Genomic DNA, 14,414 nt, shown 5'->3' on the forward strand with positions numbered 1-14,414 from the left:
CCGGGAAAACTTTAGGCGCATTTCAATCATGCGCTTCAAGGCCGACCCTTGTAGGACACAGTTTAGGAAAAGCGGTTCCTAACGGCTACTTTCAATAAGTATTAATTACATGGCCATTTACATAGCTATTCACATAGCCACTTCCACTTGCCCAGGCCCCGTGACCCGCGCCTTGATCACGCGCTTGGAGTTGAGGTTGCGCACCCTGATCTGCTCGCTCAGCCCGCCCTTGACCAAGGCTTCGCCCGGCATGCGAACGCTCAACGTGCCACTGCGGGCGATGATCACCACATGATCGCCCTTGCGCACCACCTCGGCCTGCTCCAGGTGTGCCGGGGTCAATACCTGGTCGATAACGGTCGCCCTCACCAGTTTTTGGCCAACGGCCTCATCCAGCGAGGTCAGGTATCCCTGGCTGAGTAAACCCACATCCCGCTCGCGCAGTGCTACGTCCTGCTCGCCCACGATGCTTTCGCGCTTGAGCGGGCGGGTGACGCTGACCACATTGCGAAACAGCTTCACCTGGGCGGGCACGAACACCGTCCAGGGGCCGCTGCCATCACAGCGCACTCGTACGGTGACGCGTCCCATGGGCTGCGCCGGGCTTTCCAGGGTGGCTGTCAATTCCTTGTCGCACCCCGGCATACGCAAGCGAGGGTCCAGCGGGTTGACCTGGATCTCGAAGCGCCCTTCGGTTTGGCTGCTCGCCAAATAATCTTCGACAGTGAACTCAAGAAACCCCTGAGTGACGCCGATAAGCTGTTCGGGCAAGGTAACGCCGTCCGCCAACGATTGATGGCTTTGAGCTATCAAGCAGAGCAGGGGCAGGGCGCGTAGCAGGTGACGGGCCGGGCGTCGGAATACTGTCGTTTTTGCGTTCATGTCACTAAAAAGCAAGGGCCGTGCCGATTGACTGGATACGGTCCACGGGTTCGATCAAAGGAGTCTGACATGGCGGGTGTAATGGATTCGGTCAACCAGCGCACTCAGCTGGTGGGGCAGAATCGACTTGAGCTGTTGTTGTTTCGACTTAACGGCAAGCAGCTCTATGGGATCAACGTGTTCAAGGTGCGTGAGGTGCTGCAGTGCCCCAAGCTGACCATGCTGCCCAAATCAAGCCCGGTGGTTCGCGGCGTGGCGCACATTCGCGGGTCGACCCTGCCGATTCTGGATCTGGCGATGGCGACGGGTTTGCCGGCGATCAGCGATGTGCAGAACACCTTCGTCATCATCACGGAATACAACACCAAGGTTCAGGGCTTTCTGGTGCACTCGGTGGAGCGCATCGTCAACATGAACTGGGAAGAGATCCATCCGCCGCCCAAGGGCACGGGTCATGATCATTACCTGACGGCCGTGACCCGGGTTGACGACCAGTTGGTGGAAATCATCGACGTGGAGAAGGTCCTGGCAGAAGTAGCACCCGCCAATGAAACCATCTCCGCTGGTGTCGTGGATGAGGCGATCCAGCACAAGGCTGTCTCACTGCGGGTGCTGACGGTGGACGACTCTTCGGTGGCGCGCAAGCAGGTCACCCGTTGCTTGCAAACGGTAGGGGTCGAAGTGGTGGCGCTCAACGATGGCCGCCAGGCGCTGGACTACCTGCGCAAGTTGGCCGACGAAGGCAAGCGCGCGGATGAAGAGTTCCTGATGATGATTTCCGACATCGAAATGCCGGAGATGGACGGCTACACGCTGACCGCGGAGGTCCGCAACGACCCGCGCATGCAAAAGCTGCATGTCATCCTGCATACTTCCCTGTCCGGTGTCTTCAACCAGGCGATGGTCAAGAAAGTGGGGGCGGACGATTTTCTGGCCAAGTTCAAGCCGGACGATCTGGCCGCCCGCGTGGTCGACCGCATCAAGGCAACGGATAACAGCTAAGGGCGCAAGCCCTTGGCAGCACACATGGTTTTTAGAGGCGGCAAATTTGTCTACGGGTAACCTGGATTTCGAGCAATTCCGGATTTTTCTGGAAAAAGCCTGTGGCATTCTGTTGGGCGAGAACAAGCAGTATCTGGTAGCCAGCCGCCTCAATAAGCTGATGGAGCAGCAGGGGATCAAGTCGCTGAGCGAGTTGGTGCAACGCATCCAGTCCCAACCACGCAGCGGTCTGCGCGAGCAAGTGGTCGATGCCATGACCACCAACGAAACCCTCTGGTTTCGCGACACCTACCCCTTTGAAGTGCTGAAGAACAAAGTGCTGCCCGAGCAGATCAAGGCCAACCCGGGCCAGCGCCTGCGGATCTGGTCGGCGGCCTGTTCATCGGGGCAGGAGCCCTATTCGATGTCGATGGCCATCGACGAGTTCGAGCGCAGCAACCTGGGCCAATTGCGCATGGGTGCACAGATTGTGGCCACCGACGTGTCCGGCTCCATGCTCAATACCTGCAAAACGGGTGAGTACGACAGCCTGGCCATCGCCCGCGGCCTGTCGCAGGAGCGTTTGCATCGCTATTTCGACCCCAAGGGGGCGGGGCGCTGGGCGATCAAGCCACCGGTGAGCGGTCGCGTCGAGTTTCGCGCCTTCAACCTGCTCGACAGCTATGCTGCCTTAGGCAAGTTCGACATCGTGTTCTGCCGCAATGTGCTGATCTATTTCTCGGCCCAGCTCAAAAAAGACATCCTGTTGCGCATCCACGGCACCCTGAAGCCGGGCGGTTACCTGTTTCTGGGCGCATCGGAAGCCTTGAACGGCTTGCCGGATCACTATCAGATGGTCCAGTGCAGCCCAGGGATCATCTACCAGGCCAGGTAGGCGCCAGGCTTGCCTGCGATGGCCATAGGTATCTACACAATTCTGGGGCAGCGCGGCTCTTGTAGCCGCTGCCGAGGTACGAGGCTGCGATCGGCGGCGAAGCCGTCGTAAATTCAGGCCCTTCGGTGTGCCTGATGGATTACGGTCTCAGGTTTTACGGCCGCTTCGCTGCCGATCGCAGCCTCGTACCTCGTCAGCGGCTACATTCGTAGCAGTAGACGAGTTCAGCGAGGCCAGGTCCGGGGACGTAGTCCTCGCAAAGCCTGTACTCGCGGTGTATCTGAATACTGAAGTGCCAGGTTTTACGACTGCTGCGCAGCCGGACGTGGCCTCGTTCTACTCGTCCACTGCTACGAAATGCAGTACACCAAAAGATGTGTAGATACCTATGCTGCGATGGCCACACCGCGGTACATCAGGTAAACCGCGGCGCATTCATCGCAGGCAAGCCTGGCTCCTACCGGACGGCGGCGTGTGAGAGTGGTGGTCCGGCATCCCGGTTTACCCGCGAAGCTTTTGATGGCCCCCATTGCCGCTCCATCGCCACCAAGCGGTAATTCCTTGCCGCTTTTCCTGCCGTTGCCGCCTGCGGCAAATCCCCCAAACCCCGCGATTAAAGGCCCTTAGCTAGTTGGCACGCTGTTTGCTCAAGCTTGCTCAACGATCCCTTTGGCCAAACCCGCGCAGGTTTTTCGACATGAGCATCAGCTTCGACAAGGCGCTCGGCATCCATGAAAAAGCACTGGGCTTTCGCGCCCAGCGTGCCGAGGTGCTGGCCAACAACATCACCAATGCCGACACCCCGAACTACAAGGCACGTGACCTGGATTTCGCCGATGTGCTGGCGGCCCAGAGCAGCAAGAGCGCGTCTGGCCACTTTTCGCTGGAGCGCACCAACGCTCGCCACATCGAAGCCGATGGGCTGGCCAGCATTGGCGATGAGTCGCTCAAGTACCGCACCCCGATGCAGCCCTCGGTCGACCAGAACACCGTCGATGCCCAGATGGAGCAGTCCAACTACGCGCAAAACGCGGTGGGCTTCCAGGCCAGTTTCACGCTGCTCAACAGTAAATTCAAAGGGCTGATGTCGGCCCTGCGCGGAGAGTAATCCATGTCCCTCGCCAATGTGTTCAACATCGCCGGCAGTGGCATGAGTGCCCAGACCACGCGCCTTAACACCGTCGCCAGCAACATCGCCAACGCCGAAACCGTCTCGTCCAGCATCGACCAGACCTATCGCGCCCGCCACCCCGTGTTCGCCACCACCTTCGAGCAGGCCCAGAACGGTGTCGGCCAATCGCTGTTCCAGGATCAAGGCGAAGCCGGGCAGGGCGTGCAGGTGTTGGGTGTGGTGGAAGACCAGAGCAATCTGGAGGCCCGCTACGAGCCCAACCATCCGGCGGCGAACAAGGACGGCTACGTCTATTACCCGAACGTCAATGTGGTCGAAGAGATGGCCGACATGATCTCGGCCAGCCGTTCGTTCCAGACCAACGCGGAATTGATGAACACCGCGAAAACCATGATGCAGAAAGTCCTGACGCTGGGTCAGTGATAAGGGGTTTGGCATGAGCACCACCGATACCTCCAATAACGTCAGCACCTCGGTGCTGAGCTCGCTGCAAAAGCAGACGAACACGGCCAATGCCAACAGCGGCACGGCTGGCAGTGCGCTGGGCAAGGATGCGTTCCTGCAATTGCTGGTGACCCAGATGCAAAACCAGAACCCGCTGGACCCGCAAGACAACGGCGAATTCGTTGCCCAGCTGGCGCAGTTCAGCAGCCTGGAAGGCATGCAGTCGCTCAACGATTCGGTGAACACCATCGTGAGCTCCTTCCAGTCGTCCCAGGCGCTGCAGGCCTCATCCTTGGTGGGGCGCAGCGTGATCGTGCAAACCGACTCGGCGGTGCTCGACCCCGCCAAGGGTGTGGATGGCTCGATCAACCTGACCTCGTCCAGCACCGGCACCACTGTGGGTGTCTACGACAGCGCCGGTGAGCTGGTTCGCACGATCGACCTGGGTACCCAGGCCAGCGGCAATGTGAGCTTTAGCTGGGATGGCAAGGACGGTGACGGCCAGGCCGTCGATGCCGGCACCTACACCTTCAAGGCCAGCGCTACCGTCGACGGCGTGGCGACGGCCATGACCACCAGCCTGCCAGCCACGGTCAACAGCGTGACCATGGGCACCAACGGCGGGGAAATGATGCTCAACCTTGCAGGCCTGGGCAGCGTTGCCCTGTCGAACGTTCAAACCATTGGAATTTAAGGCCGATCAAGCGGCAGGAGTCAGACTATGTCCTTCAATATCGGCCTGAGCGGCATCAACGCTGCCAACAAGGCATTGAACGTTACCGGCAACAACATCGCCAACGTTGCCACCACCGGCTTCAAATCTTCGCGCGTCGATTTTGCCGACCAGTATGCGGCGTCGATCCGCGCCACCACCGGCAAGACCACCGTCGGCAGCGGTGTGGCGTCCGCCTCTGTTTCCCAGCTGTTCGGCCAGGGCAATATCGGCGCCACCGGTCAAAGCCTTGACCTGGCAATCAATGGCAGCGGCTTCTTCGTGCTCGACAGCAACGGCTCGAAAATCTACACCCGGGCCGGCGCCTTCTACAGCGACAAGCAAGGCAATGTGGTCGACGTCAACGGCAACAACCTGCAGGGCTACGGCGTGGACGCCAGCGGCACCGTGATTCCGGGCGCCTTGACTGACTTGCGGATCGACAGCTCGAACATCTCGCCGAAAAGCACCGGCACCGTTGCCGAAACCATGAACCTCAATTCCAGCGCCGCCAAGCCAAGCGTTACGCCGTTCGACCCGGCAACGGTGAACAGCTACAACTACACCTTCAATACTGATGTCTACGACAGCCAGGGTAACGTCCACCAGATGAATCAGTACTTCGTGAAAAACGATGCTGCCAACTCCTGGACGATGTACACCACCATCGACGGTCGCAGCCCGGCCGACCCGAGCAAGACCGATCCGCTGGTTAATACCCTGACGTTCAAGTCTGATGGTTCTATCGACAAAGACGCCATGCAGCCGGGCGCAGTGGCGGGGGGCATGACCATCACTGACGACAAAACCTTCAGCCTGACCGGTTGGACGCCCGCGGCCAAACAGGCCGATGACAGCTGGGCAGCCAACGGCGCGGCGTCCAATGCCACCGGCATCACTTTGGATATGCTGGCCGCCACCCAATACAACTCCACCTCGGCCGTCACCGCCAAGTCCCAGGACGGCTATGCCACCGGTGAACTGGCAGGCCTGACCGTCGACAGCAACGGCGTGCTGTTCGCCAGCTTCACCAACGGCCAGGACAAGGCTGTCGGCCAGGTGGCCATGGCGAACTTCGCCAACAACCAGGGCCTGACCCCGGTTGGCGGCACCAACTGGAAAGAGTCCTACTCCTCCGGCGTGCCGGTGGTGGGGGTGCCGAATGCCGGCACCATGGGTGAAATCGCCTCGGGCGCCCTGGAAGACTCCAACGTCGAGTTGACCAGCGAACTGGTCAACCTGATCAAGGCCCAGAGCAACTACCAGGCGAGCGCCAAGACCATCTCCACCGAAAGCACCATCATGCAGACCATCCTGCAGATGACCTGATGAGACAGATATTGCCTTAATGCCGACCAGTTAAGGCTCATGACCTGTGGGGCCTGTGGGAAATAATAGATGTGGGAGCGGATTTATCCGCGATGCGCCGCGCGGGCGGCGCGCGATCTCAAGAGCAAAGGAAAAGCCAAGGCGGGCACCTCGTGGGGCTCATGCAATCTGTTGACAGGCATTCTGCGGGTTCACCCTGAGAATGAAGGGGGAGAACCGTATCAAGGCTTCCAAGTGCTTGCCTGGGGTTTTGCGCTGTTGTCCAAATCGAGCGCCGCCCGCGCGGCGCATCGCGGCTAAAGCCGGCTCCTACATTTGTTGCAACGTGCCATGGCCTGTGGGGTAGGGGTTGTTAGCCTTGGTGGTTCGGCTTTTGATTTTTGTGGGCTCGGTGGGGATTGCGCGATTGCGCGTGGCTGACAACTCCACTCTCACAGGCCATGGCACGTTGCAACAAATGGGAGCAGGCTTTAGCCGCGATGCGCCGCGCGGGCGGCGCGCGATCTCAAGAGCAAAGGAAAAGCCAAGGCGGGCACCTCGTGGGGCTCATGCAATCTGTTGACAGGCATTCTGCGGGTTCACCCTGAGAATGAAGGGAGGAGAACCGTATCAAGGCTTCCAAGTGCTTGCCTTGGGTTTTGCGCTGTTGTCCAAATCGAGCGCCGCCCGCGCGGCGCATCGCGGCTAAAGCCGGCTCCTACATTTGTTGCAACGTGCCATGGCCTGTGGGGTAGGGGTTGTTAGCCTTGGTGATTCGGCTTTTGATTTTTGTGGGCTCGGTGGGGATTGCGCGATTGCGCGTGGCTGACAACTCCAATCTCACAGGCCATGGCACGTTGCAACAAATGTAGGAGCGACGGGGGCGCCTAGCCCTTGGTCGCGATGCGCCGCGCGGGCGGCGCTCGATTTGGACAACAGCGCAAAACCCAAGGCAAGCACTTGGAGGCCTTGCCCGGCTAAAGCCGCACACACAGGGTTGCCCCGCTAATAGGTCCCCTATGCAAAAAATCTTAATTGCCGCACTGCTACTCCTCTCCCTCCCGGCCCAATCCGCCCCGGCCCCCTTCTTCAAATGGCAAAGCCTGTCCACCGGTCGTTACATGTGCGCCCAGGTCGACCCCGGCAAAGGCTGGATGAAATTCGCAGGCCCCTTCAACAATGCCGGTTGCCGCCCTTAGGTTGCCGCTGGCGGCAAAACACCGCCGTTTTACCGACGCCCGTCATCCCCCATAACCCCCCCCCCAAAGCCCCGTAATACAAGGCTTTCCTCGGCTGCACCAGAGTTGGTCCGATAATTGCTCTATCCCAACAAAGCGACAGCCGTTGGTGAGAGGAGTGCGTTGTGGACAAGATGCTTTACGTGGCGATGACAGGTGCCAGCCAAAATGCCCTGGCGCAAAAGGCTCACGCCAACAATCTGGCGAACATTTCCACCACCGGCTTTCAGCGTGACTTGGAGCAGGCTCGTTCCATGCCGGTATTCGGTGACGGCCTTCCAGCCCGCGCCTACGCCATGACCGAACGCCCCGCCACCGACTTCACCCCCGGCGCCCTGCAGGAAACCGGTCGCGATTTGGACGTGGCCGTGGGCGGCGCAGGCTGGATCGCGGTGCAAACCCCGGACGGCAGCGAAGGCTATGTGCGCACCGCCAGTCTGAACATCGACGCCCTGGGCGTGCTGCGCGCCGGTAACGGCATGCCTGTCATGGGCAACGGCGGCCCGATTGCCGTGCCGCCCGAGCAAAAAGTCGAAATCGGCGAAGACGGCACCATCAGCATCCGCGCCATGGGCGAAGGCCCGCGGGTCATGGCCGAGGTCGACCGCATCAAGCTGGTCAACCCGGACCTTAAAAACATGGTCAAGGGCACCGACGGCCTGATCCACACCCAAGACGGCCAACCCGCCGTCGCCGATGCCGGTGTGCGCGTGGTGTCCGGGTTTCTGGAGGCGAGCAACGTCAATGCCGTCGAGGAAATGACCTCGGTGCTGGCGTTGTCGCGGCAATTCGAGCTGCACATCAAGATGATGACCACGGCCAAGGAAGGCGACGAAGCCATGGCGCGTGTCTTGCAAGTCAGCTAACCACCGGCCTAATTACACACACGTAGCGCCTTAAAACAGGCGCACGAGGAGAACAGCATGCTTCCGGCTCTTTGGGTCAGCAAGACAGGCCTGTCCGCCCAGGACATGAACCTGACCACCATTTCCAACAACCTGGCCAACGTCTCGACCACCGGCTTCAAGCGTGATCGCGCCGAGTTCCAGGACTTGCTGTACCAGGTGCGCCGCCAGCCGGGCGCCCAGTCGACCCAAGACAGCGAACTGCCCTCGGGCCTGCAATTGGGTACCGGTGTGCGCATTGTCGGCACCCAGAAAAACTTCACCGCCGGCAGCCTGCAAACCACTGACCAGCCGCTGGACATGGCCATCAATGGCCGTGGCTTTTTCCAGGTCTTGCAGCCGGACGGCACCGTTTCCTACACCCGTGACGGCACCTTCCACCTGAACTCCGACGGCCAGATCGTCACCGCCAGCGGCATGGCCCTGGAACCTGCGGTGGTCGTCCCCAACGACGCGCAAACCTTCACCGTGGGCCAGGACGGCACCGTCTCGATCACCACGGCCGGCAACGCCGCCTCCCAAGTGATCGGCAACCTACAGACCGCCGACTTCATCAACCCGGCTGGCCTGCAAGCCATTGGCGGCAACCTGTTCCTGGAAACCGCCGCCAGCGGCGCGCCACAAGTTGGCACCCCGGGCCTGAACGGCCTCGGCAGCATGCTGCAGAACACCCTGGAAAACTCCAACGTCAGCACCGTTGAAGAGCTGGTGAACATGATCACCACCCAGCGGGCCTACGAGATGAACTCCAAGGTGATCTCCACCGCCGACCAGATGCTCTCGTTCGTCACCCAAAATCTGTAATTGAAGTTTGCTACGCCGCGAGGTCTGCGTCATGAATCGCCTGTTATCTGTTCTTGCCCTGGGGGCGGCCGCCCTTGTGGCCGGTTGCGTCAGCCCGCCGCCCAAGCCCAACGACCCGTACTACGCGCCGGTGTTGCCGCGCACGCCTTTGCCCGCGGCGGCCAACAACGGCTCGATCTACCAGGCCGGTTTCGAGCAGAACCTGTACGGCGACCGCAAGGCGTTCCGGGTCGGTGACCTGATCACCATCACCCTCAACGAGCGAACCCAGGCCAGCAAAAACGCAGGCTCGCAAATCTCCAAGAACAGCAACACCAACATTGGCCTGACCTCGTTGTTTGGCGCCGGCGTATCAACCAACAACCCGTTCGGCAGCGGCGACCTGAGCCTGGACGCCGGCTACAGCGGCAGCCGTGCGACCAAGGGCGACAGCAAGGCGGCCCAGGGCAACACCCTGACCGGCTCGATCACCGTGACCGTGGCCGATGTGCTGCCCAACGGCATTCTGGCCGTGCGCGGCGAAAAGTGGATGACCCTGAACACCGGTGACGAACTGGTGCGCATCGCCGGCATGGTCCGCGCCGACGACATCGCCACCGACAACACCGTGTCTTCGACCCGGGTGGCCGATGCGCGCATCACCTACTCGGGCACGGGCTCCTTTGCCGACGCCAACCAGCCGGGCTGGCTTGACCGGTTTTTCTTAAGCCCGCTGTGGCCTTTCTAGGGTCGGATGATCATGCTCAATTTCAAGCACATGATGGCGGCGGTACTGCTTCTGGCAGCGGCATTCTCGGCCCAGGCCGAGCGGCTCAAAGACATCGCCAGCATTTCGGGCGTGCGCTCCAACCAGTTGATTGGCTACGGCCTGGTGGTGGGCTTGAACGGCACGGGTGACCAGACCACCCAAACCCCGTTCACCCTGCAGACCTTCAACAACATGCTCTCCCAGTTCGGTATCAAGGTGCCGCCGGGGTCGGGCAACGTGCAGCTGAAAAACGTCGCCGCGGTGTCGGTACACGCCGACCTGCCGGCGTTCGCCAAGCCTGGGCAGGTGATCGACATCACCGTGTCGTCCATCGGTAACTCCAAGAGCCTGCGCGGTGGCAGCCTGCTGCTGACCCCGCTCAAGGGCATCGACGGCAACGTCTACGCCATCGCCCAGGGCAACCTGGTGGTGGGGGGCTTCGATGCCGAAGGGCGCGACGGCTCTAAAATCACCGTCAACGTGCCGTCGGCCGGGCGGATTCCCGGTGGTGCCTCGGTGGAGCGGGCCGTGCCCAGTGGCTTCAACCAGGGCAACAGCCTGACCCTGAACCTCAATCGCCCAGACTTCACCACCGCCAAGCGCGTGGTCGACAAGATCAACGAACTGCTTGGCCCAGGCGTGGCCCAGGCTGTCGACGGCGGTTCCGTGCGCGTCACCGCACCGCTGGACCCCAACCAGCGCGTCGATTACCTGTCGATCCTGGAAAACCTCGAGATCGACCCCGGCCAAGCCGTGGCCAAGGTCATCATCAACTCGCGCACCGGCACCATCGTGATCGGCCAGAACGTCAAGGTCTCGCCAGCCGCCGTCACCCACGGCAGCCTCACCGTGACCATCACCGAAGACCCGATCGTCAGCCAGCCCGGCCCGTTTTCCAACGGCGAAACGGCAGTGGTGCCACGCTCCAAAATCAACGCCCAGCAGGAAGCCAAGCCGATGTTCAAGTTCGGCCCCGGCACCACGCTGGATGAGATCGTGCGGGCGGTCAATCAGGTGGGCGCAGCCCCAAGCGACCTGATGGCGATCCTTGAAGCCCTGAAACAGGCCGGCGCCTTGCAGGCCGACCTGATCGTCATCTGAGGCCGGCCATGAGCATCCCCAAAAGCGGTGTCGGCAGCGTGGCCGACAGCGGCGCCTACACCGACCTCAATCGCCTCAACTCGATGAAAGTGGGCGACCGAGACAGCGAGAGCAACCTGCGCAAAGTCGCGCAGGAATTCGAATCGTTGTTTCTCAACGAAATGCTCAAGTCCATGCGCCAGGCCAGCGACGTGATCGCCAAGGACAACCCGCTCAACACCGAGACCACCAAGCAATACCAGCAAATGTACGACCAGCAGTTGTCGGTCAGCCTTTCCCGGCAGGGCGGGGGCATCGGTTTGCAGGATGTGCTGATGCGTCAGCTGTCGAAAAACAAAGCCCATAGCCCAGCGCCCACCAGCGGCCCGTTGGCCCATAGCGATGCGCAGGTGCAGCGCCCACTGTGGGCGACCCGCAGCGCGGCGGCCGACAGCAAAGCCATTACCGGCGCTGAGGGTACGCAAGCCGGGCGTAACGACATGGCGCTGCTCAACCAGCGGCGCCTGGCCTTGCCCAGCAAGCTCGCCGACCGATTGCTCGCAGGCATCGTCCCTTCCGCCACGGAGGCGGTGGCGTCGAACAAGCTGATCGACACCTCGGGCATTCAAGGCAAAGCACTGGTAAACGTGAACTCCGCTGCAACGGCCCCCGGCGACTCGATGCGCATCTTGGGCCGCAGCATCGCCCAGCCACCTTTGGCGCCAGCGAAAAAAGCCTTCAGCAACTCCGATGAATTTATCGCCACCATGCTGCCGATGGCCAAGGAAGCAGCCGCGCGCATCGGCGTCGACCCCACCGTGCTGGTGGCCCAGGCCGCACTGGAAACCGGCTGGGGCAAATCGGTGATGCGCCAGGGCGATGGCAGCAGCAGCCACAACCTGTTCGGCATCAAGGCCACCGGCAACTGGGCGGGCGATCAGGCGCGGGCCATCACCAGCGAATTTCGCAATGGCCAGATGGTCAAGGAAACCGCTGAATTCCGCTCCTACGACTCCTACCAGGACAGCTTTCACGACCTGGTGAGCCTGTTGCAGAACAACGATCGCTATCAAGGTGTACTGAAGTCGGCCGATAACCCGGAGCAATTTGCGCGCGAGCTGCAAAAAGCCGGCTACGCCACCGACCCGCACTACGCCAGCAAGATCACCCAGATCGCCCGGCAAATGAAGTCTTATCAAAATTACGCCATGGCAGGCGGCACCACGAATTTATAAGGGTTGAAGCATGTCGAATCTGATTTCGATCGGGCTGAGCGGGTTGAACTCCAGCCAGGCCGCGCTGGCAGTCACCAGTAACAACATCGCCAACGTGGCGACCTCGGGTTACTCGCGCCAGCAGACCGTGAACAGCGCCGGTGCCCTGCAGAATATCGGGGTGGGGTATCTGGGGACGGGGACGACCATCTCGGATGTGCGGCGGATTTATAACGGCTATCTGGAGAATCAGCTGCAGATGGCGACTTCGCTGAGTGGCGATGCGTCGGCGTATCTGAACCAGATTACGTCGGTGGATAAGTTGCTGGCGGATAGCACCACGGGTATCAGCTCGGTGCTTTCCAGCTTCTTCGCATCATTGCAGACGGCTTCGGCTGCACCCGCCGACCTCGCTTCGCGCCAACTGCTGCTGACCAACGCCCAGACCCTGAGCAACCGCTTCAACTCCATCGCCTCGCAGATGAAGCAGCAGAACGACAGCATCAATGGGCAGCTCACCACGCTGACGGACCAAGTCAACAAACTGACCGCCGGCATTGCTGACCTCAACCAGCAGATCACCCAGCTGTCCGCCGCTGGCACCAGCCCCAACAGCCTGCTCGATGCCCGCAACGAAGCGGTGCGCTCGCTCAACGAACTGGTGGGCGTAACCGTGCAAGAGCGTGAAGGGGTCTACGACGTGTACCTGGGCACCGGCCAGTCGCTGGTGACCGGCAACCGCTCCAATACCTTGTCGGTAGTGCCGGGAGTGCCCGACGCGAGCCAGTACAGCGTCAAGGTCAACTATCAGGACTTCAGTTCTGACGTGACCTCGGTGATTGCGGGTGGCGAAATAGGTGGCCTGCTGCGTTATCGCAGCGACGTGCTGATCCCGGCGCAGAACGAATTGGGGCGCGTCGCGCTGGTGGTGGCCGATAGCATCAACACCCAGTTGGGGCAGGGCCTGGACGCCAATGGCCAGTTTGGCGCCTCGCTGTTTTCCAGTATCAATAGCGACTTGGCGATGAGCCAGCGCAGCCTGGCTTCGTCAAACAACGAAGGCTCCGGCAGCTTGAATGTGACCATCGCCAAGAGCGGCCAGTTGAGCATCTACGATTATCAGGTGACCTTCACCAGCCCAACGACTTACAGCGTGATGCGTTCGGACGGCACGTCCAAGGGCAGTTTCGACATCACCAAAGACCCCGCGCCGGTCATTGACGGCTTCTCCCTTGCGCTCAACAAGGACGGAGAGCTGAAAGAGGGCGACAGCTTCAAGATCATCCCGACGCGCAGTGCCGCCAGCACCATTACCACGACCATGACCGACGCCAACACGCTGGCCTTTGCTGGCGCGATCACGGCCAGCACAGGCACCGGCAACGGTGGGACGGGCACTGTCACCCCGCCAGCGTTGAGCAGCGCCCTGGATATCTACGGCGCCGACCTGGCTGAAAACCAGGCATTCATTCGTGACGCCTTGCCCGTCAAAATGGTGTTCGGTGAGGCGAGCAATGGCACTCAGGCGTACACGGTGTATGACGCCAAGGGCAATACCGTCGACGCAGGCACTATCTCGCCCGGCCAAGCGAGCGAGCGGCCCATCACCGTGACCATGCGCGATGAGCAGGGCAACCCGATTCTTGGCGCGGACGGCAAACCCAAGAGCTTTGAATTCAAGACCACCGTGTCCGGCGCCCCGGCCAACGGCGACAGCTTCACCTTCGCGTTTAACGTGGATGGCAAGTCGGACAATCGCAACGCTCAATCACTGCTGAACCTGCAGACCAAAGCCGCGGTCGGCACTGATTCCGGCACCGGCAGCAGCTTCACCTCCGCTTATGCCTCGCTGGTGGAGCGAGTGGGCGCCAAGGCCAGCCAGGCACAGATCGACACCAGCGCCACGGGAGCGATCCTGACGTCGGCCAAGTCCAGTCGAGATTCAGTGTCGGGCGTCAACCTCGACGACGAGGCGGCGAGCCTGGTCAAGTTCCAGCAGTACTACACGGCGTCTTCGCAGATCATCAAGGCTGCGCAGGAAACCTTCAGCATCTTGATCAACGCCCTTTAA

Annotated in this window: 15 protein-coding genes; 14 read left to right on the forward strand and 1 reads right to left on the reverse strand. The window is 61.1% G+C overall.

The features are described 5' to 3' along the window. Window positions 1-129: 129 nt before the first annotated feature. Window positions 130-882 carry a flagellar basal body P-ring formation chaperone FlgA gene (gene flgA / locus AC3IX4_RS07770; protein ID WP_489259984.1) on the reverse strand — a complete coding sequence of 251 codons (753 nt, stop codon included), beginning with the start codon at window positions 880-882 and terminating at the stop codon, window positions 130-132. A gap of 69 nt (window positions 883-951) precedes the next feature. Between flgA and AC3IX4_RS07775 the strand changes: the two genes are divergently transcribed. The 14 genes from AC3IX4_RS07775 to flgK all read left to right on the forward strand — a co-directional run bounded on the left by AC3IX4_RS07775 (window position 952) and on the right by flgK (window position 14,414). Beyond that, window positions 952-1,884 (forward strand): chemotaxis protein CheV, encoded by a 933-nt coding sequence (locus tag AC3IX4_RS07775; protein ID WP_489259985.1) that lies wholly within the window; start codon window positions 952-954, stop codon window positions 1,882-1,884. Between the two features lie 46 nt (window positions 1,885-1,930). Further along, a complete protein-coding gene (cheR, locus tag AC3IX4_RS07780) occupies window positions 1,931-2,758 on the forward strand; it encodes a protein-glutamate O-methyltransferase CheR (RefSeq protein WP_489259986.1) in 828 nt (275 codons plus the stop codon). Between the two features lie 697 nt (window positions 2,759-3,455). Next, on the forward strand, window positions 3,456-3,866 hold the full coding sequence (gene flgB, locus AC3IX4_RS07785) for a flagellar basal body rod protein FlgB (protein WP_489259987.1): 411 nt from the start codon (window positions 3,456-3,458) through the stop codon (window positions 3,864-3,866). Window positions 3,867-3,869: 3 nt separating this feature from the next. Then, window positions 3,870-4,313 (forward strand): flagellar basal body rod protein FlgC, encoded by a 444-nt coding sequence (flgC, locus tag AC3IX4_RS07790; protein ID WP_166569244.1) that lies wholly within the window; start codon window positions 3,870-3,872, stop codon window positions 4,311-4,313. A gap of 13 nt (window positions 4,314-4,326) precedes the next feature. After that, a complete protein-coding gene (gene flgD / locus AC3IX4_RS07795) occupies window positions 4,327-5,028 on the forward strand; it encodes a flagellar hook assembly protein FlgD (protein WP_489259988.1) in 702 nt (233 codons plus the stop codon). A 27-nt stretch (window positions 5,029-5,055) separates the two neighbouring features. Further along, window positions 5,056-6,375, forward strand: coding sequence for a flagellar hook protein FlgE (flgE, locus tag AC3IX4_RS07800; RefSeq protein WP_489259989.1), 1,320 nt, complete (start codon window positions 5,056-5,058; stop codon window positions 6,373-6,375). Between the two features lie 69 nt (window positions 6,376-6,444). Continuing rightward, window positions 6,445-6,675 carry a hypothetical protein gene (locus AC3IX4_RS07805; RefSeq protein WP_489259990.1) on the forward strand — a complete coding sequence of 77 codons (231 nt, stop codon included), beginning with the start codon at window positions 6,445-6,447 and terminating at the stop codon, window positions 6,673-6,675. Between the two features lie 698 nt (window positions 6,676-7,373). Further along, window positions 7,374-7,553 (forward strand): hypothetical protein, encoded by a 180-nt coding sequence (locus tag AC3IX4_RS07810; RefSeq protein ID WP_489259991.1) that lies wholly within the window; start codon window positions 7,374-7,376, stop codon window positions 7,551-7,553. Between the two features lie 164 nt (window positions 7,554-7,717). Continuing rightward, window positions 7,718-8,458 (forward strand): flagellar basal body rod protein FlgF, encoded by a 741-nt coding sequence (locus AC3IX4_RS07815; protein WP_489259992.1) that lies wholly within the window; start codon window positions 7,718-7,720, stop codon window positions 8,456-8,458. Window positions 8,459-8,515: 57 nt separating this feature from the next. Beyond that, the gene (gene flgG, locus AC3IX4_RS07820) at window positions 8,516-9,301 is read left to right on the forward strand and encodes a flagellar basal-body rod protein FlgG (RefSeq protein WP_489259993.1); all 786 of its coding nucleotides are present in this window, start codon (window positions 8,516-8,518) and stop codon (window positions 9,299-9,301) included. A 31-nt stretch (window positions 9,302-9,332) separates the two neighbouring features. Beyond that, on the forward strand, window positions 9,333-10,028 hold the full coding sequence (flgH, locus tag AC3IX4_RS07825) for a flagellar basal body L-ring protein FlgH (protein WP_489259994.1): 696 nt from the start codon (window positions 9,333-9,335) through the stop codon (window positions 10,026-10,028). A gap of 12 nt (window positions 10,029-10,040) precedes the next feature. Then, on the forward strand, window positions 10,041-11,150 hold the full coding sequence (locus AC3IX4_RS07830; RefSeq protein WP_489259995.1) for a flagellar basal body P-ring protein FlgI: 1,110 nt from the start codon (window positions 10,041-10,043) through the stop codon (window positions 11,148-11,150). Window positions 11,151-11,158: 8 nt separating this feature from the next. Next, a complete protein-coding gene (flgJ, locus tag AC3IX4_RS07835) occupies window positions 11,159-12,364 on the forward strand; it encodes a flagellar assembly peptidoglycan hydrolase FlgJ (RefSeq protein WP_489259996.1) in 1,206 nt (401 codons plus the stop codon). 10 nt (window positions 12,365-12,374) lie between these two features. Then, a complete protein-coding gene (gene flgK, locus AC3IX4_RS07840) occupies window positions 12,375-14,414 on the forward strand; it encodes a flagellar hook-associated protein FlgK (RefSeq protein ID WP_489259997.1) in 2,040 nt (679 codons plus the stop codon).

This window comes from Pseudomonas sp. KH_021 (assembly GCF_057838865.1).